This is a genomic window from Variovorax sp. UMC13, from assembly GCF_014170375.1.
Lineage (GTDB): Bacteria > Pseudomonadota > Gammaproteobacteria > Burkholderiales > Burkholderiaceae_C > Variovorax.
Genome location: NZ_LZZW01000036.1, coordinates 39284 through 59746, shown reverse-complemented (window position 1 = coordinate 59746; position 20463 = coordinate 39284). Strand labels below are relative to the sequence as shown.

General features: G+C 70.3%; 23 protein-coding genes and 1 pseudogene. 10 read left to right on the top strand and 14 right to left on the bottom strand.

Going from position 1 to position 20463, the window contains the following annotated elements; all coding sequences use genetic code 11:
* The first annotated feature begins 121 nt into the window (after positions 1-121).
* Together A9977_RS29845 and A9977_RS29840 are read left to right on the top strand one after the other, a co-directional pair.
* The gene (locus A9977_RS29845) at positions 122-448 is read left to right on the top strand and encodes a hypothetical protein (protein WP_183028432.1); all 327 of its coding nucleotides are present in this window, start codon (positions 122-124) and stop codon (positions 446-448) included.
* Between the two features lie 88 nt (positions 449-536).
* The gene (locus A9977_RS29840; RefSeq protein WP_183028431.1) at positions 537-968 is read left to right on the top strand and encodes a YXWGXW repeat-containing protein; all 432 of its coding nucleotides are present in this window, start codon (positions 537-539) and stop codon (positions 966-968) included.
* A 4-nt stretch (positions 969-972) separates the two neighbouring features.
* Here A9977_RS29840 and A9977_RS29835 read toward each other — a convergent pair whose 3' ends face one another.
* From A9977_RS29835 to A9977_RS29825, 3 genes are all read right to left on the bottom strand, one after another.
* Positions 973-1557: a murein hydrolase activator EnvC gene (locus A9977_RS29835; RefSeq protein WP_183028430.1), complete on the bottom strand. Its 585-nt coding sequence runs from the start codon at positions 1555-1557 to the stop codon at positions 973-975.
* A 104-nt stretch (positions 1558-1661) separates the two neighbouring features.
* Positions 1662-2159, bottom strand: a complete 498-nt coding sequence (locus tag A9977_RS29830) for a hypothetical protein (protein ID WP_183028429.1) — start codon at positions 2157-2159, stop codon at positions 1662-1664.
* Positions 2156-3103 carry a LysR family transcriptional regulator gene (locus tag A9977_RS29825; RefSeq protein WP_183028428.1) on the bottom strand — a complete coding sequence of 316 codons (948 nt, stop codon included), beginning with the start codon at positions 3101-3103 and terminating at the stop codon, positions 2156-2158. Before A9977_RS29825 ends, A9977_RS29830 begins: the two co-directional genes overlap by 4 nt.
* A gap of 96 nt (positions 3104-3199) precedes the next feature.
* Between A9977_RS29825 and A9977_RS29820 the strand changes: the two are divergent.
* Positions 3200-4156, top strand: a pseudogene (locus A9977_RS29820) (NAD-dependent epimerase/dehydratase family protein); the annotation flags it as partial.
* Between the two features lie 5 nt (positions 4157-4161).
* Here the strand turns inward: A9977_RS29820 and A9977_RS29815 are convergent.
* From A9977_RS29815 to A9977_RS29795, 5 genes are read right to left on the bottom strand one after another with little or no spacing between them, the layout of a single operon-like run.
* Positions 4162-5076 (bottom strand): glutaminase, encoded by a 915-nt coding sequence (locus A9977_RS29815; protein WP_183028427.1) that lies wholly within the window; start codon positions 5074-5076, stop codon positions 4162-4164.
* Between the two features lie 31 nt (positions 5077-5107).
* Positions 5108-5452, bottom strand: a complete 345-nt coding sequence (locus A9977_RS29810; protein WP_183028426.1) for a hypothetical protein — start codon at positions 5450-5452, stop codon at positions 5108-5110.
* Complete coding sequence (locus A9977_RS29805) at positions 5449-6732, bottom strand: arsenic transporter (RefSeq protein ID WP_183028425.1); 1284 nt, start codon at positions 6730-6732, stop codon at positions 5449-5451. Before A9977_RS29805 ends, A9977_RS29810 begins: the two co-directional genes overlap by 4 nt.
* The gene (locus tag A9977_RS29800) at positions 6729-7631 is read right to left on the bottom strand and encodes a DMT family transporter (protein WP_183028424.1); all 903 of its coding nucleotides are present in this window, start codon (positions 7629-7631) and stop codon (positions 6729-6731) included. The genes A9977_RS29805 and A9977_RS29800 overlap by 4 nt, the downstream gene beginning before the upstream one ends.
* Before the next feature lie 49 nt (positions 7632-7680).
* A complete protein-coding gene (locus tag A9977_RS29795) occupies positions 7681-8634 on the bottom strand; it encodes a LysR family transcriptional regulator (protein ID WP_183028423.1) in 954 nt (317 codons plus the stop codon).
* 130 nt (positions 8635-8764) lie between these two features.
* Between A9977_RS29795 and A9977_RS29790 the strand changes: the two genes are divergently transcribed.
* Genes A9977_RS29790 through A9977_RS29770 form a run of 5 tightly spaced genes read left to right on the top strand, consistent with a single transcriptional unit; the run spans position 8765 to position 13399 of the window.
* Positions 8765-9880 carry an aryl-sulfate sulfotransferase gene (locus A9977_RS29790; RefSeq protein WP_183028422.1) on the top strand — a complete coding sequence of 372 codons (1116 nt, stop codon included), beginning with the start codon at positions 8765-8767 and terminating at the stop codon, positions 9878-9880.
* Positions 9881-9918: 38 nt separating this feature from the next.
* The gene (locus A9977_RS29785; RefSeq protein ID WP_183028421.1) at positions 9919-10893 is read left to right on the top strand and encodes an ABC transporter substrate-binding protein; all 975 of its coding nucleotides are present in this window, start codon (positions 9919-9921) and stop codon (positions 10891-10893) included.
* On the top strand, positions 10890-11633 hold the full coding sequence (locus A9977_RS29780) for an ABC transporter ATP-binding protein (protein ID WP_183028420.1): 744 nt from the start codon (positions 10890-10892) through the stop codon (positions 11631-11633). The genes A9977_RS29785 and A9977_RS29780 overlap by 4 nt, the downstream gene beginning before the upstream one ends.
* 10 nt (positions 11634-11643) lie before the next feature.
* Positions 11644-12471: an ABC transporter permease gene (locus tag A9977_RS29775; RefSeq protein WP_220812193.1), complete on the top strand. Its 828-nt coding sequence runs from the start codon at positions 11644-11646 to the stop codon at positions 12469-12471.
* A 13-nt stretch (positions 12472-12484) separates the two neighbouring features.
* The gene (locus tag A9977_RS29770; RefSeq protein ID WP_183028419.1) at positions 12485-13399 is read left to right on the top strand and encodes an isopenicillin N synthase family oxygenase; all 915 of its coding nucleotides are present in this window, start codon (positions 12485-12487) and stop codon (positions 13397-13399) included.
* Here the strand turns inward: A9977_RS29770 and A9977_RS29765 are convergent.
* The 3 genes from A9977_RS29765 to A9977_RS29755 all read right to left on the bottom strand — a co-directional run bounded on the left by A9977_RS29765 (position 13396) and on the right by A9977_RS29755 (position 16066).
* Entirely contained in the window at positions 13396-13905 is a 510-nt protein-coding gene (locus tag A9977_RS29765; protein ID WP_310936224.1) for a flavin reductase family protein, read from the bottom strand. The genes A9977_RS29770 and A9977_RS29765 overlap by 4 nt on opposite strands.
* 69 nt (positions 13906-13974) lie before the next feature.
* On the bottom strand, positions 13975-15204 hold the full coding sequence (locus tag A9977_RS29760) for a nucleoside recognition domain-containing protein (RefSeq protein ID WP_183028418.1): 1230 nt from the start codon (positions 15202-15204) through the stop codon (positions 13975-13977).
* 55 nt (positions 15205-15259) lie between these two features.
* The gene (locus A9977_RS29755) at positions 15260-16066 is read right to left on the bottom strand and encodes a metallophosphoesterase (protein WP_183028417.1); all 807 of its coding nucleotides are present in this window, start codon (positions 16064-16066) and stop codon (positions 15260-15262) included.
* Positions 16067-16211: 145 nt separating this feature from the next.
* Here A9977_RS29755 and A9977_RS29750 point away from each other — a divergent pair, with 145 nt between their 5' ends.
* Positions 16212-16385, top strand: coding sequence for a hypothetical protein (locus tag A9977_RS29750; RefSeq protein ID WP_183028416.1), 174 nt, complete (start codon positions 16212-16214; stop codon positions 16383-16385).
* A gap of 7 nt (positions 16386-16392) precedes the next feature.
* Here the strand turns inward: A9977_RS29750 and A9977_RS29745 are convergent, their stop codons facing one another.
* Entirely contained in the window at positions 16393-17388 is a 996-nt protein-coding gene (locus A9977_RS29745) for a LysR family transcriptional regulator (protein ID WP_183028718.1), read from the bottom strand.
* A gap of 110 nt (positions 17389-17498) precedes the next feature.
* On the opposite strand from A9977_RS29745, the gene A9977_RS29740 reads away from it, so the two are divergent.
* Positions 17499-18044: a hypothetical protein gene (locus A9977_RS29740; protein ID WP_183028415.1), complete on the top strand. Its 546-nt coding sequence runs from the start codon at positions 17499-17501 to the stop codon at positions 18042-18044.
* 75 nt (positions 18045-18119) lie between these two features.
* Here A9977_RS29740 and A9977_RS29735 read toward each other — a convergent pair whose 3' ends face one another.
* Both A9977_RS29735 and A9977_RS29730 read right to left on the bottom strand, forming a co-directional pair.
* Complete coding sequence (locus tag A9977_RS29735; RefSeq protein WP_183028414.1) at positions 18120-19970, bottom strand: phosphoenolpyruvate carboxykinase (GTP); 1851 nt, start codon at positions 19968-19970, stop codon at positions 18120-18122.
* A gap of 280 nt (positions 19971-20250) precedes the next feature.
* Positions 20251-20403, bottom strand: a complete 153-nt coding sequence (locus A9977_RS29730; RefSeq protein ID WP_183028413.1) for a hypothetical protein — start codon at positions 20401-20403, stop codon at positions 20251-20253.
* Positions 20404-20463: the final 60 nt, after the last annotated feature.

Sequence of the window (20463 nt, the reverse complement as noted above, 5' to 3'; positions counted from 1 at the left end):
GCCAAAACGACCATAACAGATCAGGCTTCGGCGGCGCTGTTCCGGTCGCAATGCCGGGCGCTGTGCCTGTTACGGAAGGGCCGCGCTGCCGAACATGGAGGCCTGATCCAAGGAGCTTTCGATGACCTCTGCGATTTCCTCTTCCCCGGCCCCGCGGCTGCAGCCCGGCCAGTCCCTGCAGCTGGCGCTGGACGCCGGCACCGTGCTGCAGGTGGCGGCCGGCACGCTGACCCTGCACGAACCGATGCGCTGGATCGGCGGCACCGTGGTGCGGCCGACGCTGCGCCTGTCCGAAGGCCAGTCCCACCGGCTCGCGCAGGGCGGCTGGTGCGTGCTGGCGGCCGAGGGCGAGGCGGCCGAGTGGCGCTGCCATGCGCCGCTGCCGCCTTCGCCCTGGTGGGCGGTGTTCCGGCGGATGGCCGCACGCCCCGCGACGGCGCTGCGCTAGGCGGTCGGCCCTCATGGAATATCCTGAGGGCGCGCGCCGGGCGTCAGACGTTGTAGGACGACCCGCGATCGCGATAAGGAATTCCACGATGAAACGCTGTCACCTCCTGCTTGCCGCCCTCATGGCCGCGGCTGTCCTGCCTGCCACTGCGCAGGTCTCGGTCAACATCAACCTGCCCGGCGTGGTGCAGGCCGCGCCGCCGCCGCCGCGCTACGAGCGCATGCCCGGTCCGCGCGCGGGCCAGGTCTGGGTGCCGGGCCACTGGCAGTGGAACGGGCGCGACTACGCCTGGCGCGGCGGCTACTGGCAGGCCGCGCGACGCGACTACGCCTATGCGCCGGGCGCCTGGGTGCGCGTGGACGACGGCTGGCGCTGGCGTGAAGGCGATTGGCGCCGGGCCGAGCGGCGCGCCGAACGCCGCGAGGAGCGGCGCCGGGAAGAACGCCGGTACGACCGGCATGGCCACGGGCACGGCCACGACCATTGCCCGCCGGGCCAGGCCAAGAAGGGGCGCTGCTAGAGGCTCAGTGGGCGCTGCCGTTGAGGTAGGGCTCGGGGTCCACCGCCGCGCCGCCCTTGCGGATTTCGAAGCGCAGCTTCACGCGGTCGGTTCCGCTCTGGCCCATCTCCGCGATCGGCTGGCCGCGCGTCACCGTCTCGCCTTCGGCGACCAGCGCCTTGCTCACATGGGCATAGGCGGTGATGAAGTCGTCGTCGTGCTTGAGGATCACCATCGTGCCGTAGGCCGGCAGCGCGCTGCTGACCAGCACCACGCGACCGTCGCGCGCGGCCTGGATCGGCTCGCCCAGGCGGCCGCCGATGTCGATGCCCTTGACCACCTCGCCGTCGAAGCGGGCCAGCACCGGGCCCAGGGCGGGGCGGCCGAAGCTCGCGTTCGGGTTGGAGGCCTGCGGCGCCGGCGCGGGCACGAGCGGTGCCGGGGCCGGGCGGATCACGGGCGCGGGCGGTGCCGGCGGCTGCGACGGGGCCGAGGGCAGGGGCGGCAGGGGCGGCAGCGGCGTGGTGGTGCCGCAGGCGGCGAGGGCCGCGATGGCGGCGAGGCACAGACCCGAGCGAAGGCGCGTGGACGTCAGACGGAGAAGATGCATGTTCAGGCCCGTTCGTTGTGGGTGGAAGAATGCCTTGTGACCTCGCCGAGGCGAGGACGTTCCGGCGCTTGCGTCGAATGCGTGTCGGCGGTGCTGGCGGCCGCTCAGCGCGGCCGCGGCGCGTAGCCGCTCTCGATCCAGGCTTCGGCGCTCGTGGCGCTGAGCTTGAAATTCGGTGCCACCCGGGTTTCGCCGAGCGTCTCGCCAGTGTCGTCCTGCGCGCTCAACACGGCATAGGGATTGTCCTCATCCGGCACGATCCGCAGCGCCACGCGGATGCGATCGGCGCCATGGCCTACGCTGACCTGCTTGTTGAGCTGCGCATGCAGCTGCTGCTCGTGGCGGCGCAGCACCTCGTTGGCGGTCTTGACCAGCGTGTGGAAGGCCGGCGTGTCGAGCGGCTTGGGGTTCTTCTTGTCGCGGCCCATGGTCCAGGGGCCGACCAGCGCGGGCTCGGGGTCGCCGTGGCGCGTCATGGCGACGGCCCAGCCGTCGTCCTCCTCGTTCTTGACGATGCGGGCGGTCCAGTTGTCGTCGCGCCAGAGGCGGGCTTCCTGCAGGGGGAGGGTGTCGGAATCTGTCGGGTCGGTCGAGTCGGTCATTCGGTTGCGGGTGTTCTTGTGCGGGCCATTTTCCCCTGTGCGACGGGCGCGGGCGCCATACCCACGTACTGTTGCAGTCCTTCGACCAGCGCATCGAAGGCCACGCGGCAGCGCGGGCTGTGGCGCAGGTCCTCGTGCATGGTGACCCAGGTGTCGAGCCGCAGCGAGAGGGTGCGCGGCATCAGCCGCACCAGCGCCTCGCTGCGCCGGGCCAGCCCGACCTGGCACACGCCGATGCCCGCGCCCGCGCGGATCAGCGCCAGCTGGGCCAGGTCGCTGTCGGTGCGCAGCGAGAAGGCCTCGCGGTGGAAGCCCTGCAGCGCCTTGCCGGCCTGGCGGATGAAGGGCGTGGGCTGGTCGTAGCCGATGACCGTGTGCCCGGCCAGGTCCTCGGGCCGGCGCGGCGTGCCGTGGCGCGCGAGATAGTCGCGGTGGGCATACAGGCCCAGCAGGATGTCGCCGATGCGGCGTGCCAGCAACTGTTCCTGCTTCGGTCGCACCATGCGCACCGCGATGTCGGCCTCGCGCCGCAGCAGGTCCTGCAGCCGGTTGGTCACGACCAGCTCCACCTTGAGCAGCGGATGCATCTCGCGCAGCCGCGCCACGATGGGCGGCAGCACCTCGACGCCGATGACCTCGCTGGCCGAGATCCGCACCACGCCGCGCGCGCCCTCGCCCTGGGGGGTGGCCGCGCGCTGCAGCGAGGCGGCCGTGCTCTCCATGGCCTCGGCATGCGTGCGCAGCGACAGCGCCACCTCGGTGGGCAGCAGCCCCACCTGCGAGCGCGTGAACAGCACCGTGCCCAGCGCGGCTTCGAGCGCCGCCACATGGCGCCCGGCCGTGGGCTGCGTGATGCCGAGCGCGCGCGCCGCACCCGAGAGCGAGCCCTCGCGCAGCACGCCCAGGAAGGTGCGGTAGAGCTCCCAGCCGATGTTCGAGGTCATACGGAAATGTATAGCTGCTGCACCATGTCCGGCAATTTCAATGGAACCCGCACCGGCCCAGAATTCTTCCATCGACAACGCTTTCAGGAGAACTTCATGGCAGGCAACGACACGGTCCTGGTGCTGGGTGCGAGCGGCGGCATCGGCGGCGAGGTGGCGCGCCAGCTGCGCGACGCGGGCTGGCAGGTGCGGGCGCTGCGGCGCGGCGCGATCGAAGGGACAAGGGACGGCATCGCCTGGCTCGCCGGCGACGCGATGGACGCGCAGGCCGTGCGCAGGGCCGCCGCGGGCTGCGCGGTGATCGTGCATGCGGTGAACCCGCCGGGCTACCGCGGCTGGTCGGAGCTGGTGCTGCCGATGCTCGAGCACAGCATCGCCGCGGCGAAGGCCGAAGGCGCCACGCTGGTGCTGCCCGGCACGGTCTACAACTACGGCCCCGACGCCTTCCCGCTGCTGGCCGAGGATGCGCCGCAGCACCCCGCCACGCGCAAGGGCGCGATCCGCGTCGAGATGGAGCGCCGCCTGGAGGCCGCAAGCCGCGAAGGCGCGCGCGTGCTGATCGTGCGCGCCGGCGACTTCTTCGGGCCGCGGGCCGGCAACAACTGGTTCTCGCAGGGGCTGGTGAAGCCGGGCCGGCCGCTGCGCGCCGTGAGCGATCCGGGCCGCCATGGCGTCGGCCACCAGTGGTCCTACCTGCCCGACGTGGCGCGCACCATGGTCGAGCTGCTGGCGCGGCGCGACCGGCTGCCGGCCTTCGCGCGCTTCCACATGGCCGGCCACTGGGATGCCGACGGCACGCGCATGGCCGAGGCCATACGCCGCGTCGCGGCGCGCCGCCTGGGCACCGCGGTGCGGGTGTCGGCCTTCCCGTGGTGGCTGCTCACGCTGGCCTCACCCTTCGTCACCACCTTCCGCGAGCTGCGCGAGATGCGCTACCTGTGGCGCACGCCCGTGGCCATGGACAACGCGAGGCTGCTGGCCTTCCTGGGCCACGAGCCGCACACGCCGCTCGACGCGGCGGTCGAAGCCGCGCTGGAGGGCATGGGCTGCCTGGGCGCTCAGAAGACCGACAGCCCCGTCTTGGCCACGAACAGTTCCAGCGCCTTCATGCCCAGCAGCGAATTGCCCGTCGCGTCGAGTGCGGGCGACCACACCGCCAGCGTGAGCCGGTCCGGCACCACCGCGACGATGCCGCCGCCCACGCCGCTCTTGCAGGGCAGGCCGATCGAGAAGGCCACGTCGCCGGCCGCGTCGTAGGTGCCGCAGGTCAGCATCAGCGCGTTGATGCGGCGCGTCTGCCGTTCCGAGGTGATGGCGGGCAGGCCGTCCTGCGGATGCGCGCCGTCTCGGCACAGGAAGGCCGCGGCGCGCGCGAGCTGCGTGCAGCTCATGCGCAGCGCGCACTGGTGGAAGTAGACGTCGAGCACCGCGTCGACCGGGTGGTCGATCTTGCCGAAGCTCTTCATGAAGTTGGCCAGCGCGATGTTGCGAAAACCGGTGGCGGCCTCCGAGGCCGCCACTTCCTCGTCGAAGGCGATCGGCTCGCCGGCCAGGCTGGCCATCAGCGCGAGGATGTCGCGCCGCGCATCGCCATGGCTCAGCAGGCGGTCGGCCACTGCGATGGCGCCCGCATTGATGAAGGGATTGCGCGGCTTGCCCTGTTCGTTCTCCAGCTGCACCAGCGAGTTGAAGGGATTGCCCGAGGGCTCGCGGCCGATGCGCTGCCAGAGCGCTTCGCCCATGTGCTGCATCGCCAGCGTCAGCGTGAAGAGCTTGGACACGCTCTGGATCGAGAAGGGCGAGGCCGCATCGCCCGCCGCGGCCTGCTGCCCGTCGCAGGTGCGCAGCGCGATGCCGAACTGCGCGGCCGGCACGCGCGCCAGCGCCGGGATGTAGCTGGCCACGGTGCCGGCCTGGCCCAGCAGCGGGCGGATCTCTTCGTTGATCTGGTCGAGGATGGGCTGGAATTGCATGGCGCGATTCTGCGGGAGCCGGGGCGAACGTTCAGGGCGGGTCCCGCGGTCCAATGAAGGCCCTCGTCACGCCCACGCCCCGCAGCGCGCGCCAGAGCCCGAAGGGCACCAGCAGCGCGCCCGCCGCCCAGCCCACGAGCCCGCCGTCGTGCACGACGGCCCAGGCCCCCAGCGCACCAATCGCGAGCCCGCCCACGATGTTCAGCAGCCCGCCGCCCAGCCACTGCAGCGTGAGCAGCGGCAGCAGCGCATCGAGCAGGCGTTCGGCGATGCGCAGGCCCAGCCGGTCGGCCAGCACGTAGAGCCCGAGCACCAGCAGCGGCGCCACGGCGAGGCCGATCAGCAGCCAGGCGAGCAGGCCGACCAGCGTGCTCATCCGCCCCAGAGCCGGTGCTGCAGGTACAGCGCGCCCAGCGCGGCCGCCAGCGCCAGCGGCATCGCGACCGCGCCCACGCGCAGGAACTGCCAGGCCGTAACGTTCTCGCCTTCGCGCCGGATCGCGACCAGCCACAGCAGCGTGGCCAGCGAACCGGTGAGCGAGAGGTTGGGCCCGAGGTCGATGCCGATCGCGACCGCGCTGCGCAGCAGCGGCGCGGCGTCGGCACTGGCCAGCACCGAGCCGGCCATCAGCCCGGCCGGCAGGTTGTTCATCAGGTTGCACAGCACGGCCACCAGCGCGCCGCTGCCAAAGGCGGTGCCGGTGGGCGAGGCGGATGCGGCTTCGCGCAGGGCATGGCTCAGCAGCGGGATCAGGCCCGAATGCACCAGCCCCTCGACCAGCACGAACAGTCCGGCGACCAGCGCCAGCACGCTCCACGACACGCCGCGCAGCAGCGCCCAGGGCGCGCTGCGTTCGCGCAGCAGCACGCCGGCGCAGGCCAATGCACTGGCCGCCAGCGTGGTCGCGCCCAGCGGCCCGCCCAGCGCCGAGGTCGCGACCAGCACCACCGCCACCAGCGCGATGCCCGCGCCCGCCCAGCGGCCGGCCGGCGAGAGTTCGGGCTGTGCGATGTCCCGCGCGATGGGCGCGGCCAGCGCGTCGCGCTGCAGCCAGCGCAGCACCGCGTAGGTCACGCCGATCGAGGCCACGGAGGCCAGCGCGAACTGGCCGAACCAGGCGCCCAGCGGCGGCAGGTGCTCGCCGAAGATCACCAGGTTGGCCGGGTTCGAGATCGGCAGCACGAAGCTGGCCGCGTTGGCGATGAAGGCGCAGGCCAGCAGGTAGGGCAGCGGCTTGGCGCCGGCCTTCTTCGCGGCCGCGTACACGGCCGGCGTGAGCACCACCGCGGTGGCGTCGTTCGACATGAAGACCGTGACCACCACCCCGATCGCGTAGATGCCGAAGAACAGCCGCGGCGCCGAGCCGCGCGCATGGTGCACCGCGCGCGCCGCGAGGAAATCGAACAAACCCTCGCGCCGCGCGAGTTCGGAGATCAGCATCATCCCGGCCAGGAACAGGTAGACGTCCAGGCCCTTGCCGACGGCCTGCAGCGCCTCGCCCCAGGGCAGCAGCTGCGCGCCGACCAGCGCCAGCGCGCCGCCCACGGCCCACACGGCCTCGGGCCAGCGGCCTGGCCGCACGATCACGGCGGCGGTGGCCAGCACCGCAATGGCCCAGGTCGCGAGATGGGCGAGCGTGACGTGGCCCGGCGTCATGCGATGCGCGCCTTGCGGTTGACCAGCAGGATGCCCACGCCGACCCCCGTCAGCGCCAGCACCAGCTGCACCGTCAGCGGCTCCTGGAGCAGCACCACGCCGAACACCAGCGCGAACAGCGGCGTGAGGAAGGTGAAGGAGGAGATGCGCGTGGCCGGGTAGTGCCGCAGCAGCCACATCCAGGTCAGGTAGCTGGCGAAGGCGCCGATGACGGTCTGCAGCCCGATCGAGAACCAGGCATAGCCCGAGTACGACCAGCCGCGTGTCTCGCCCAGCAGCACCGACATCAGCGGCGAGGCCGCGGCCGTGACCGCGATCTGATAGAACAGCGCCTTCTCCGCACTGGCGGTGGCCATCTTCGTGGTGCGCAGCACCAGCGTGGTCAGGCCCCACAGCAGGCCGGCCAGCAGCGCCAGCGCGTCGCCGCGCAGCTGCGTCGGGCTGGCGTCATGGGTGAAGCTCTCGCTGAATGCGAACAGCACGCCCGCGAAGGCCAATGCGAGCCCGGCCCACTGCACGCCGTGCAGCCGCTCGGCCGGCACGAAGCGCGGCAGCAGCACCGCCACCACGAAGGGCGAGCAGTAGAGGAAGACGGTGAGCCGCGAGGCCGTCGTGTACTGCAGCCCGGTGTAGATGCAGAGGAACTCGCCCGCGAACAGCGCGCCGACCAGCAGCCCGCTCCACAGGGTGCCGTCGCGCTCGAACAGCTTCACGCCGCGCGCCAGGCACCACAACCACAGCAGCGCCACCGCGCCGCACATGCGCAAGGTGGCCTGCCACATCGGCGGCACCTCGGTGACCGTGGTCTTGATCAGGATCTGCTGCAGCCCCCAGAAGGCGCAGCAGGCCACGAGCAGGGTCGTGGCACGGGGGTCGAGGTGGCTCTTGCGATCGGTCATGGGGCTCGGGGGGGAGGGGCGGGGCTGCCAGGGATCGTAGCCGCCCGCCCTAGACCGCGAACCGGGCCGCCGCCAGCGGCGAGCCCGCGCCCTCGAAGCGCTTGCCGATGGCCGTGAGCTGCACCTCGAGGAATTCCAGGAACATGCCCATCGCGACGGTGGTGGTCTGGCCGCTGCGCTGGTAGAGGCAGTCGGCCGACCAGGCGGCCGCATCCGCCAGGCCCTGCCACGCCAGCGCGCCGGCGGCCACGTCCTCGGCCACGTTCTCGGGGATCAGGAAGCCGATGCCGGTGCCGCCGCGCACCAGCCGCCGCACCATCGCGACCGAACTGGTCTCGACCAGCGGCCGGGCCTTGCGGTGCTCGCGGTGGTCGATCTGGTCGACCATGGCGCGCAGCTCGGTGTCGGGCGTCATGAGGATCAGCGGATGGTCGAGGCAGTCGCGCAGCCGCGGCGCGCGGCCCAGCTGCGTGAGCGCATGGTCGGGCGGCGTGACCAGGCCCAGCTGCTGCGGAAAGCCGCGCACCTCTTCCACGCCCGGCGGCGGCTTGCGGCGCAGGCAGAAGCCGATGTCGGCCTCGCCGGTGGCCACCCACTTGAGGATGTTCTCGCCGCTGCCCGAGCGCACGCTGTAGGTCACGCCAGGGTAGCGCTGCATCGCGATCTCGATCACGTCGGGCACCAGCTGTTCGGCCGACGAATGCGACACCGCCAGGCTGACGTGGCCGCGCCGCAGCGCGCGCAGGTCCTCGATGTGGGCCAGCGCGCTGTCGAAGTCGCGCTGGCTGCGGCGCACCGCGGCGACCATGATCTCGCCCGCGTTGGTCAGCTGCATGCCGCGCGGCAGCCGCTCGAACAGCGGGGTGCCGACCTGCTCCTCGAGGTTGAGGATCTGCTGGTGCACCGCAGCGGGCGTGAGGTGCAGCGAGTCGGACGCCTTGCGGATGGAGCCGCGTCGCGCGACCTCGTCGAAACAGCGGAAGGACTGGGAAATGGCGGCCATCCTCAAACTGTACGGAATTTCCGAACGTGCTGTTCAAAAGAATCAGATTTTCCAGACGGGCGCAAAGGCCTAGATTCCGCTCCAGACCCAGGCCGCAGCGCGCGGCCTGCCCCCTTCTTCAGGAGCCGCCTTGACCACCACCGTCGACCAAGTCACCCAACGCCGCCGCGGCGTCGGCCTCATCGCCCACGACCCGGCGGCTTCGGCCGGCGGCTACACGCTGATCGCGCCGCAGACGGCCGACGGCCACGTCTACCTGGTCGGCATCGACGGCGCGGTGGTCCACCACTGGAAGATGCCGCTGCGCGCCGGGCGGCACGCGGTGATCCTGCCGAACGGCAACCTCGGCTACAACGGCAACCATGCGCATTCGCCCGATCTCTACGCCGCCTGGTCGATGTGGCACGGCGGCGATTTCTCCGAGGTCACGCCCGCGGGCGAGGTGGTCTGGCACCACGAGGACCCGGCCCACCACCACGACGCCAAGTGGCTGGCCAACGGCCACCTGCTGTACGCGGCCTGCGCGCCGGTGCCCGCGGGCTTCGCCGAGCGTGTGCCCGGCGGCACGGCCCATGGCCCGGACGAAACCATGTACGGCGACGTGATCCGCGAGGTGAACCGCGCGGGCGAGCTGGTCTGGGAATGGAAGGCGTGGGAACACCTCAAGCCGGAGGACTTCCCGATCCATCCCGGCTTCGGCCGCTACCACTGGCCGCTGGTCAACGGGCTCGACGTCGACGCCCAGGGCCGCGTGCTGATGAGCCTGCGCACCACCGCCGGCATCATCGGCGTCGACAAGGCCAGCGGCGCGGTCGCGCTGCACATCCCGCCCAGCGTGGTGTCGCACCAGCATGCGCCGCAGGCCCTGCCCAACGGCCACATCCTGGCCTTCGACAACGGCAATTTCCGCAGCGGCGCGCATGTCGCGTTCTCGCGCGTGCTCGAGATCGACCCGACCGACAACCGCATCGTCTGGGCCTATGCCGACGAGATGGTCAACGCCTTCTACACGGCCTTCATGGGCAACGCCCAGCGACTGTGGAACGGCAACACGCACATCACCGAGTCGGCCACCGGCCGCCTGTTCGAGGTGAACCCCGAAGGCGAAGTGGTGTGGGAATACATCCTGCCGTGGTTCGCCGAGTACCCCGATGCGGCGGCCCGCAAGACCGGCCCCGGCCGCCTCAACAGCGTGTTCCAGACCTGGCGCTATTCGGCCGACCAGCTGCCCTGGCTCCGGGCCTGAACGTTCCCCGATCCTCTCTCTTTCTTTCAGGACATCCCATGACCGCCACCTTCTTCCGCCGCACCGCCCTGGCGATGGCCCTGGTCGCCACTTCGCTGGGTGCCGCGCTGACCGCCGCCGCCCAGGAAGCCAAGCCCGTGCGCATCCTCACCAACTGGTTCGCGCAGCCCGACCAGGCCGGCTACTGGCAGGCGCAGCAGGACAAGCTCGGCGCCGAGGCCGGCATCCGGATCAGCGTGCTGCAGGGCGGCCCGAAGATCCAGACCATCCCGCAGGTCGCCTCGGGCCAGGCCGAGTTCGGCATCGGCAATGCCGACGACGTGATGCTGGCCCGGCTGCGCGGCGCGCCGGTGCGCGCGGTGTTCGCGCACCTCGACTACGTGCCCTATGCGCTGGTCTACCACGCCGACCCGGCCGTGAAGGGCATCGCCGACCTGCAGGGCCGCAGCTTCGCGGTCAACATCGGCAACGCCTACTGGGAGTGGACCAAGAAGCAGTACAAGCTCGCGAACACGCGCGAGATCCCGGTCAGCGGCGACCTGAGCCTGTTCCGCAACGACGCCAGGATGGTGCAGCAGGGCTACTCGCTCTACCTGCCGGCGCGCATGGAAGAGGCCGGCATCGCCGTGCAGTCGATCTCGCTCGCGTCGCTGGGCTACCGGCCCTACAACGTGCTGTTCACCACCGACGAGATGATCCAGAAGCACCCGGCGCTGGTGAAGGCCACCCTCGCCGCGGTGCAGAAGGGCTGGAGCAACTACGTGCGCAACCCCTCGGGGCTCAAGCCGATGCTGCTCGAGATGAACAAGCAGATCTCGCCGGCCGTGTACGACGCGGCCAACAAGGAAATGATCGAGAAGCTGATCTCGCACGACCTCAGCAAGATCGGCTGCATGAACGACGCGCGCTGGACCGAGCTGGCGAGCCAGCTGCGCAGCGTGGCTTTCCTGCCCGCGGGCTTCAACGAGAAGCAGGCCTACGACCGCACGCTGGTGCCCGGCTGCGGATCATGAGCGGCGCCGCCGTCGAGCTCAGGGGCGTTTCCAAGCGCTTCGACAGCGGCCTGCAGGCGCTGGGCGCGATCGACTTCGATCTGCGGGCCGGCGAGTTCGTGTCCATCGTCGGGCCCTCGGGCTGCGGCAAGTCGACGCTGCTGCGCATCGTCGCGGGCCTGATCGCCACCAGCACCGGCGCCTGCCGGCGGCCCGCCGACACCGAGACCGCCTTCGTGTTCCAGGAAGCGGCGCTGCTGCCCTGGCGCACCGTCGAGCGCAACGCGCAACTGCTGATGGAGCTCGAAGGCCACAAGCCCGAGGACTACCGGCCGCGTGCCGCCGAAGCGCTGGCGCTGGTGGGGCTGGCCGGCTTCGAGCAGTCCTATCCGCACCAGCTCTCGGGCGGCATGCGCATGCGGCTGTCGCTGGCACGTGCGCTGGCGCTGCGCCCCGGCCTGCTGCTGCTCGACGAGCCGCTGGCAGCGGTCGACGAGCTCACGCGCGACATCCTGCAGGAAGAGCTGTCGGCGATGTGGCAGCAGGCCGGCTTCACCGGCGTGCTGGTCACGCACAACGTGCACGAGGCGGTGTACCTGTCGAACCGCGTGATCGTGATGTCGCCACGCCCTGGCCGCATCCTCGAGGTGATCGACGTGCCCTTCGCCTTCCCGCGTGCGCCCGAGCTGCGCGCCACGCCCGAGTTCGCGCGCCTGACCGGCGAGGTCACGGCCGCGCTGCGCCGCCAGCCCACCGCCTGAAGGAAATCACATGTCTCCCAACCTGCCCGACGCCCCCCAGGGCGCGCCTTCGCGTGTCGCCACGCTGCTGCGCGACGGCTGGCCCGTGGTGCTGGTGGCGGTGATCGCGCTCGCCGGCTGGTACCTGCTGACCGCCACCGTCTACGCCGGCAAGGGCTACCTCGTGCCCTCGCCCCAGGAGGTCGCGGCGGCGGTGGCCGAGAACGCGGGCGTGCTGCTCGTCGCCACGCTCACGACGCTCAAGGAAGCGACCTTCGGCTACCTGCTCGCGATCGCGGGCGGCATCTCGCTGGCCGCGGTGCTGAGCCAGTCGAAACTGCTCGAGCGCAGCATCTATCCGTATGCGGTGCTGCTGCAGACCGTGCCGGTGGTGGCGGTCGCGCCGCTGATCGTGCTCTGGTTCGGCTACAACGACCTGTCGGTGGTCATCATCAGCCTGATCATGTCGTTGTTCCCGATTGTCAACAACACGCTGCTCGGCCTGCGTTCGACCTCGCGCAACCTCACCGAGCTGTTCGCGCTGCACAACAGGAGCCGCTTCACCGCCTTCTGGAAGCTGCAGCTGCCGGGCGCGCTGCCGCACATCATCGGCGGGCTGCGCATCTCGGCGGGCCTGTCGGTCATCGGAGCGATCGTGGGCGAATTCATCATCGGTTCGGGCAATGCGCAGGGCGGGCTCGGCGTGCAGATCGTCTTCGCACAGGGCCGCATGTACACCGCGCTGCTCTTCGCCGAGGTGATCGCGGCCACGCTGCTGGGCTTCCTGTTCTTCATGGTGGTGAGCGCGATCGGCAACCGGCTGCTGAAGAACTGGCACGAGTCCGCGATCGGCCATTGAGCACAATGCGGGCATGAACGACATCCCGCTCATCGACATCACCGCGCTGGCCTCCGACGATGCGGCCGCGCGCCGCGCCGTCGCCCGCCGCATCGGCACCGCCTGCCGCGAGGTCGGCTTCTTCGCCATCGTCGGCCACGGCGTGGCGCCGGCACAGGTCGCCGCCACCTTCGCGCAGAGCGCGCGGCTGTTCGCACAGCCGACGGAGGCGAAGCGCGCGATGGCGATCGACAAGCTGGGCAGCAACCGCGGCTACGTCGGCCTGGGCGTGGAAGCGTTGGACGAGAAGACCGCCGCCGACCACAAGGAAGCCTTCAACCTGATCTGGACCGACGGACGGACGCGGCCCGACAACGTGTGGCCGGAACTGCCGGATTTCCGCGAGACGGTGCAGGCCTACTTCGATGCGGTGCTGACGGTGGGCCGGCGGCTGCACACCGCCTTCGCGCTCGACCTGGGCCTGGCCGAGGATTTCTTTGCCGACAAGATCGACCGCCCGCTGGCCACGCTGCGCCTGCTGCACTACCCGATGCCCTCGTCGACCGAGCCGAGCGCGCAGATCGGCGCCGGCACCCACACCGACTACGGCAACGTCACGCTGCTCGCGACCGACGGCGTGGCCGGCCTGCAGGTGCGCCGCCGCGACGGCGTCTGGTTCGATGTGCCGGCGCTGCCCGGCGCCTTCGTCTGCAATGTCGGCGATTGCCTGATGCGCTGGACCGACGACGTCTACGTGTCGACGCCGCACCGCGTGGCCGCGCCGACCGCCGAGCGCTATTCGATCGCGGTGTTCCTCGACCCGAACCCGGACGCACTGGTGAGCGCGATCCCGTCCTGCGTGCCCGCGGGCCAGGCACCGCGCTACGCGCCGATCACGGCCAACGACTACCTGCAGCAGCGCTTCGCCGCGACCTACGGCAAGGCTTAAAGAGGGTGTTCGGTGTAGAAGCGCCCGCCGTGGAACAACAAGGGTGAGGCGCCCGGCGTGTGGCTGCAGCGCTCCACTTCGCCCACGAAGATCACGTGGTCGCCTTCGTCGTAGCGGCTGCGGTTGAAGCACTCGAAGCTGGCTGCGGCACCGGCCAGCAGCGGCGCGCCGCCGAGGCCTTCGGTGAATTCCACGCCCTGCCAACGGTCGTCGCGCTTCTTCGCGAAGCGCTCGGCCAGTTCCTTCTGGTTCGCCGCCAGGATGTTGACCGCGTAGTGCGAGCCCGCACTCAGCGCCGGCATCGACCCCGCGCTCAGCGCCAGGCTCCAGAGCACCAGCGGCGGCGTCAGCGACACCGAGTTGAAGGAGTTGGCCGTCAGGCCCACCAGCGAACCGTCGGCGGCGCGCGCGGTGACGATGGTGACGCCGGTGGCGAACATGCCGAGTGCCTGGCGGAATTCATCGACCGAGAAAGAGGGCGGCTGCGCCTGGACGGGAACGTTCACGAGGAAGGGAGATGGAAGGAGGCGGAAGGCTATTCTGGCCGATGCGCCGGGGCCGCACCGGCGGGCGGGCTATCCGAAGAACCAATAGCAGACGCCGATGGCCGCCGCCACACCCGCGAACTCGGCCGCCAGCGCGCAGCCCACCGCATGCCGCGCGCGCTGGATGCCGACGGCGCCGAAGTACACGGCCAGCACGTAGAAGGTGGTTTCGGTGCTGCCCTGGATCACGGCCGCGGCCAGCGCCGGGAAGCTGTCGACGCCCTGGCTCTTCATGGTCTCGATCAGCATCGCGCGCGCCGCGCTGCCCGAGAAGGGCTTGACCAGCGCGGTCGGCAGCGCGTCGACGAAGCGGGTGTCCCAACCGCTCTTCACCACCAGCCAGCGGATGCCGTTGAGCGCGACCTCGAGCGCGCCCGAGGCCCGCAGCACGCCGATCGCGCACAGCATCGCGACCAGGTAGGGCAGCAGGTTCTTCGCCACGTCGAAGCCTTCCTTGGCGCCCTCGATGAAGCGGTCGTAGACATTCACGCGCTTCCAGGCGCCGACCGCCAGGAACAGGATCACCAGGCCGAACAGCGCGAGGTTGCCCATCAGCGAGGAGAGGGCGGCCAGCGCCGCCGACGACAGCGTGGCCAGCAACGCCATGAAGCCGCCCAGCACCAGCGCGCCGGGCAGCAGGTAGGCCAGCACCACCGGGTCCCAGAGCCGCAGGCGCTGCACCAGCGCGACCGACAGCAGGCCCACCAGCGTCGACGCGCTGGTCGCGAGCAGGATCGGCAGGAAGACCATCGTCGGGTCGGGCGCGCCCTGCTGCGCGCGGTACATGAAGATCGTCACCGGCAGCAGCGTGAGCGAGGAGGCGTTGAGCACCAGGAACAGGATCTGCGCGTTGCTGGCCGTGTCCGGCCGCGGGTTGAGCGTCTGCAGCTCGCGCATCGCCTTCAGGCCGATCGGCGTGGCCGCGTTGTCCAGGCCCAGCGCGTTGGCCGCGAAGTTCATGGTGATCAGGCCCAGCGCGGGATGGCCGGCCGGCACCTCGGGCATCAGGCGCCGGAACAGCGGCCCGAGCAGCCGGGCCAGCCAGGCCACCAGCCCGGCCGCCTCGGCGATGCGCAGCAGGCCCAGCCACAGCGTGAGCGTGCCGAACAGCAGCACCATGACCTCGACCGCCAGCCGCGCCATCGCGAACAGGCTCTCGACGATGGCGGCGAACACGGCCGGGTCGCCGCCGATGAGCCAGCGCCCCAGCGCGGCCACGGCTGCGACCATGAAAAAGCCCAGCCAGAGGCCGTTGAGCATGCGTTCTTCCCCGTGTTGTTCGTTCGGCGGATGCCGGCCGATCATAGGGGCGGCGTCAGCGCACCTCGATCAGCCGGTCGGGCCGGAAGCCTTCCTGCTCGCCCTTGGACGCGTAGCCCAGCGGGTTGGCCACGACGCGGCAGCCGTCCTTCACATAGTCGAAGGCGCAGTGCAGGTGGCCGTGCAGCCACAGCTGCGCGCGGGGCAGCAGTTCGTCCAGGCTGTTGCAGAAGCCGGCCGTGCCCGGGCGCAGGCCGTAGCGCGGATCGGCGCTGGCCAGGGTGGGGGCGAAGTGCGTCACGGCCACGGTGGTGCCGTCGAAGGGCTCGGCGAGTGCGTTGTGCAGCCAGTCCTGGCACGCGAGTGAGTGCTCTCTTTGCTGCGCCGCGAGAAAGGGGTGGCCGCCCCGCGTGGCTGCGGCCTTCACGAGGTAGAAGTCGGCCGCGCGCATCGCCTTGCCGCGCTTCTTCAGGCGCTCGCCCAGGTCGTCGGTCGGTGCCACCAGCGCGTCGAAATCGGCCCAGAGCGTGGTGCCGACGAAGCGGACGCCGCCATGCACCACGGTCTCGCGCTCGAGCCAGGTGATGTCCAGCTCGGCGCACAGCGCGCGCAGGCGGGCGTGGGTGTCGTCGAGGTCGGTGCCGTCGTACTCGTGGTTGCCCGGCACATAGAAGACCGGGGTCGGCCAGCCGTGGCGAGGCGAGAAGCGGGTCAGACCGAAGTCGTCGCCGACCAGCCGGGAGCCCTCCTGGTAGGAGCCGACGTCGCCGGCCAGCACCAGCAGGTCGGCGCCCGGCGCGGGGGTGATCTGCAGGTTCGGGTGCGATTCCAGGTGCAGGTCGGACAGCAGTTGAAGCTTCATGGCCCCAGTCTAGAGGCTGCGGCCGCGGCGGGTTTCGGATCGCCCTATGCACAAGGCGCATGAAGTTCGTGTTGAAAGACTAGGGATAACCCTTATTCTTAAGACAGTCCTTCCAACACCAGCGCGGGCAGGCCGCGCAAACACCATGTCCAGTCTGATCGCCCAAGTGGCCAGTTTCTTCCGTTCCTCCACCGCCCAGGTGCCGGCCAGCTACGCCGCCACGCTGATGGAAAGCGCCGACCTGCGCGCCGGCCTCGACGCGCACCACGCCCAGGAACTGCGCGAAGCCGCCAGCGCCTGGCTGCGCGTCGTCCGCTGAGCCTTCTTCAGCTTTTTTCGGCCCCGGCCACCGGGCCGGTCCCCAGCAGCGAGCGCGCGAAAGCCGCCGCCGCCGAGCGCACCAGCGCCGCGCGCAGCCACTCGTGCGCATGGCCGTGCTGTGCGCGCCGATGCCAGACCGCGTCCACGTGGACCAGCGGTTGGTCGAAGGGCAGGTCGCGCAGCACCAGTTGCGCGTCGATGCCGGTCACGCTCACGAAGTGGCGCGGCAGCACCGTCAGCAGGTCGGAGTTCGCGACCACGCGGCCGGCGGTGAAGAACTGGTTGACCGTCACCACGATGCGCCGCTCGCGCCCGAGCGCCGCCAGCGTCTGGTCGATGAAGCCGTAGGGCCGGCCCGAGAAGCTCACCAGCAGGTGGCGCGCGGCGCAGTAGTCGTCCAGCGTCAGCGGCTTCTGCGCCAGCGGATGGTCGCGCCGCATCACGCACACGTACTGGCCCACATAGAGGCGCTGGGCCTCGAAGGGCACCGCCACGCCGGTCTGGCCGCGGGCCGTGAGGCTGGCGATCACGGCCGGGAAATAGCCGACCGCCATGTCGGCCTCCTCGTTCTCCAGCAGCTGCCGCGGGTCGCGCGTGGTCAGCGGCACCACGCGCACCGAGATCGCCGGCGCCTCGGCTTCCAGGATCTGCATCAGGCCCGGCATCAGCTCGGCGGCGGTGGCGTCGGCCATGGCCAGCACGAAGGTGGTGTCGGCCACCGCGGCGTCGAACTCGTTGGGCGCCAGCGTGTGCTGCAGTTGCAGCAGCGCCTCGCGCACCGTCGGCCAGAGCGCCAGCGCGCGCGGCGTGGGCTCGACGCCCGCGCCCGCCCGGCGCACCAGTTCGTCGCCCAGCACCTCGCGCAGCCGCCGCAGCGCGTTGCTCACGGCCGGCTGGGTCAGCGAGAGGTTGCGGGCGGCGCGCGTCAGGTTGCGCTCGGCCATCACCTCGTCGAAGACGCGCAGCAGGTTGAGGTCCAGCGTGCGGAAGTTCACGTTCATCATCGTTGTGAATGATAAACATCAAGAAGATAAAGTGGCGGAACACTAGGGTAACCCCTAATATTCAGTCCATCGGCTTCGGCCATTCACCCCTTTGGAGGGAAATTCTCATGACCAGCTTTGTCCACGTTGATCAACCGGCGGCTCACCCGGGCGTCACCCGCGCCGAAGCCGTTTTTGACCATTTCCGTACCGCCTCGCATGACGTCGACGGCTCGCGCGGCCTTGCCGCCCTGCTGCTGGCCGCCGTGGTTTCGGCCCTGCTCGTCGTCGCCGACAAGCTGGTGTCGAACATCGACGAAGGCGGCCTGCTCGTCGCCTGGCTCGTGATGTGGGCCGTCGCCTTCGTGGTGCTGGCCTTCTTCGCCGGCACGGCCCGCACCCTGGCCGCCCGTGCCACCGCCGGCTGGAGCGCCTATGCCCAGCGCCGTGAAGCGGCCCGCAGCGATGCGCGCTTCCTGGCCTACGCCCAGCACGACGCCCGCATCATGAACGACATCCAGGCCGCCGTGACCCGTCACGAAGCCCTGACCGGCGAGCCCGCCAAGGTGCCGGCCCAGCTGGCCCGCGCGATCGTCGCCCAGCGCTCGGCCGACGTGAAGGTGCCGACGCTGTACGAAGCGATGCGCCGCGTGAACCTCGGCAAGTACTATTGAGCCAGGCTCCGGCCCCATGAAAAAACCGCCCCGAGGGGCGGTTTTTTTGTGGGCGCTCCAGGCGCCCATCCGGCATCAGGCCGCGAGGCGCTGCTCGATCTCGGCCTTGGTGGCCGGCAGTTCCTTGGGCAGGTGGTGCGCCAGCTGCTGGAACAGCTCGCCGTGCAGCTGCAGCTCGGCCAGCCAGGCGGCCTTGTCGGTGCTGGTCACGGTCTCGAACTGTTCGGTGCTGAAGTCCAGGCCGGTCCAGTTCAGGTCCTGGTAGCGCGGCGACACGCCGAAGGCGTGCTCGGTGCCGGCGGCCTTGTCCTCGATCCGGTCGATCATCCACTTGAGCACGCGCATGTTCTCGCCGTAGCCCGGCCAGGCGAACTTGCCGTCGGCGCCCTTGCGGAACCAGTTGGTGGTGTAGATCTTCGGCAGCGTGGCGCCCGAGGCCTCGAGCTTCCTGCCCAGGTCGAGCCAGTGCTGGAAGTAGTCGCTCATGTTGTAGCCCATGAAGGGCAGCATCGCGAACGGGTCGCGGCGCACCACGCCGGCCTGGCCGGTGGCCGCGGCGGTGGTTTCCGAGCCCATGGTGGCGGCCATGTAGACGCCTTCGGTCCAGTTGCGCGCCTCGGTCACCAGCGGCACGGTGGTCGAGCGGCGGCCGCCGAAGATGAAGGCGTCGATCTTCACGCCCTTCGGGTCGTCCCAGGCCTCGTCCAGCGCCGGGTTGTTGGTGGCGGCGACGGTGAAGCGGGCGTTCGGGTGCGCAGCCTTGGCGCCGGTTTCCTTGGCGATGGCCGGCGTCCATTCCTGGCCCTGCCAGTCGATGGCGTGGGCCGGGGCCTCGCCCATGCCTTCCCACCAGACGTCGCCGTCGTCGGTCAGCGCGACGTTGGTGAAGATCACGTCGCGGTGCAGGCTGGCCATGCAGTTGGGGTTGGTCTGCTCATTGGTGCCCGGGGCCACGCCGAAGTAGCCGGCTTCCGGGTTGATGGCGCGCAGCGAACCGTCGGCCTGGGGCTTGATCCAGGCGATGTCGTCGCCGATGGTGGTGATCTTCCAGCCGTCGAAGCCGGCCGGCGGGATCAGCATCGCGAAGTTGGTCTTGCCGCAGGCGCTGGGGAAGGCGGCCGCCACGTGGTACTTCTGGCCCTGGGGATTGCTCACGCCCAGGATCAGCATGTGCTCGGCCAGCCAGCCTTCGTCGCGGCCCATGGTCGATGCGATGCGCAGCGCGAAGCACTTCTTGCCCAGCAGCGCGTTGCCGCCGTAGCCCGAGCCGTAGCTCCAGATCTCGCGCGTTTCCGGGTAGTGGACGATGTACTTGGTCTTGTTGCAGGGCCAGGCGACGTCCTGCTCGCCCGCGGCCAGCGGCGCGCCCACCGTGTGCACGCAGGGCACGAATTCGCCGTCGGTGCCCAGCACGTCGTACACGGCCTTGCCCATGCGGGTCATGATCTTCATGTTGACCGCGACATAGGGGCTGTCGGACAGCTCGATGCCGATGTGCGCGATCGGCGAGCCCAGCGGGCCCATCGAGAAGGGCACGACGTACATCGTGCGGCCCTTCATGCAGCCGTCGAACAGCGGCTGCAGCGTGGCGCGCATCTCGGCCGGCGCCATCCAGTTGTTGGTCGGGCCGGCGTTTTCCTTGGTGGCCGAGCAGATGTAGGTGCGGTCTTCCACGCGCGCCACGTCGGTCGGGTCGGAGGTGGCGAGGAAGGAGTTCGGGCGCTTGGCCGGGTTGAGCTTCTTGAAGGTGCCGGCGTCGACCAGCTGCTGGCACAGGCGGTCGTATTCCGCGGTGCTGCCGTCGCACCAGTAGATGTTGTCGGGTTTGCACAGCGCGGCCATCTCGGCCACCCAGGCGATCAGCCTGGCGTTCTTGACGTGCGGGGGCGCCTGAATGGGCAGGCCATTCATCACAGGTGCGTTCATCGAAAATCTCCGGAGTTGAAAATTCGTCTTTTCGAGCGGGGCTCGGAGTCGGCGGGAGAGCCGTTTGAAAAAACGTTTTCGGTCGGAGAGGTGATGAGGCGCAGGCGTCTGCGCTACAGGCCGATCAGGCGCGGCACGAAGGCTCAGTCCTTCGGGACGTTGAAGGTGTGGAGGGACCGTCGCGAGCGGTCCGAGCTTGCGCCGAGAACCGCAGCCGTACTCCAGTACGGCGAGGACCGCAGGTGCGAGATCGGATCGCGCAGCAGGTCCATCCGCACCTTCAAGCCATGTAGACGGCGATGGAGGCTAGCAACAGCATCAGCACGCCACCGACCAGCGGCAGCACGATCGGCATCAGGTGCACGACCGACTCGACCGCGTCTTTTTCAACGGTGGCAGCGTGGCCGGGTTCGACGGGCGTAGGGTTGGACATGGGGGATTCCTTTGAATTCTGGCAAGGCAAGACTGCCCGCATTTTAGCCAAGGGGCCCCG

Coding starts and splice junctions, on each gene's coding strand:
- A9977_RS29815 (WP_183028427.1), bottom strand. CDS start 5,076: ATGCAATTCCAGCCCATCCTCGACCAGATCAACGAAGAGATCCGCCCG.
- A9977_RS29795 (WP_183028423.1), bottom strand. CDS start 8,634: ATGGCCGCCATTTCCCAGTCCTTCCGCTGTTTCGACGAGGTCGCGCGA.
- A9977_RS29800 (WP_183028424.1), bottom strand. CDS start 7,631: ATGACCGATCGCAAGAGCCACCTCGACCCCCGTGCCACGACCCTGCTC.
- A9977_RS29775 (WP_220812193.1), top strand. CDS start 11,644: ATGTCTCCCAACCTGCCCGACGCCCCCCAGGGCGCGCCTTCGCGTGTC.
- A9977_RS29830 (WP_183028429.1), bottom strand. CDS start 2,159: ATGACCGACTCGACCGACCCGACAGATTCCGACACCCTCCCCCTGCAG.
- A9977_RS29805 (WP_183028425.1), bottom strand. CDS start 6,732: ATGACGCCGGGCCACGTCACGCTCGCCCATCTCGCGACCTGGGCCATT.
- A9977_RS29760 (WP_183028418.1), bottom strand. CDS start 15,204: ATGCTCAACGGCCTCTGGCTGGGCTTTTTCATGGTCGCAGCCGTGGCC.
- A9977_RS29840 (WP_183028431.1), top strand. CDS start 537: ATGAAACGCTGTCACCTCCTGCTTGCCGCCCTCATGGCCGCGGCTGTC.
- A9977_RS29745 (WP_183028718.1), bottom strand. CDS start 17,388: ATGAACGTGAACTTCCGCACGCTGGACCTCAACCTGCTGCGCGTCTTC.
- A9977_RS29825 (WP_183028428.1), bottom strand. CDS start 3,103: ATGACCTCGAACATCGGCTGGGAGCTCTACCGCACCTTCCTGGGCGTG.
- A9977_RS29810 (WP_183028426.1), bottom strand. CDS start 5,452: ATGAGCACGCTGGTCGGCCTGCTCGCCTGGCTGCTGATCGGCCTCGCC.
- A9977_RS29835 (WP_183028430.1), bottom strand. CDS start 1,557: ATGCATCTTCTCCGTCTGACGTCCACGCGCCTTCGCTCGGGTCTGTGC.
- A9977_RS29755 (WP_183028417.1), bottom strand. CDS start 16,066: ATGAAGCTTCAACTGCTGTCCGACCTGCACCTGGAATCGCACCCGAAC.
- A9977_RS29735 (WP_183028414.1), bottom strand. CDS start 19,970: ATGAACGCACCTGTGATGAATGGCCTGCCCATTCAGGCGCCCCCGCAC.
- A9977_RS29785 (WP_183028421.1), top strand. CDS start 9,919: ATGACCGCCACCTTCTTCCGCCGCACCGCCCTGGCGATGGCCCTGGTC.
- A9977_RS29845 (WP_183028432.1), top strand. CDS start 122: ATGACCTCTGCGATTTCCTCTTCCCCGGCCCCGCGGCTGCAGCCCGGC.
- A9977_RS29770 (WP_183028419.1), top strand. CDS start 12,485: ATGAACGACATCCCGCTCATCGACATCACCGCGCTGGCCTCCGACGAT.
- A9977_RS29730 (WP_183028413.1), bottom strand. CDS start 20,403: ATGTCCAACCCTACGCCCGTCGAACCCGGCCACGCTGCCACCGTTGAA.
- A9977_RS29750 (WP_183028416.1), top strand. CDS start 16,212: ATGTCCAGTCTGATCGCCCAAGTGGCCAGTTTCTTCCGTTCCTCCACC.
- A9977_RS29740 (WP_183028415.1), top strand. CDS start 17,499: ATGACCAGCTTTGTCCACGTTGATCAACCGGCGGCTCACCCGGGCGTC.
- A9977_RS29780 (WP_183028420.1), top strand. CDS start 10,890: ATGAGCGGCGCCGCCGTCGAGCTCAGGGGCGTTTCCAAGCGCTTCGAC.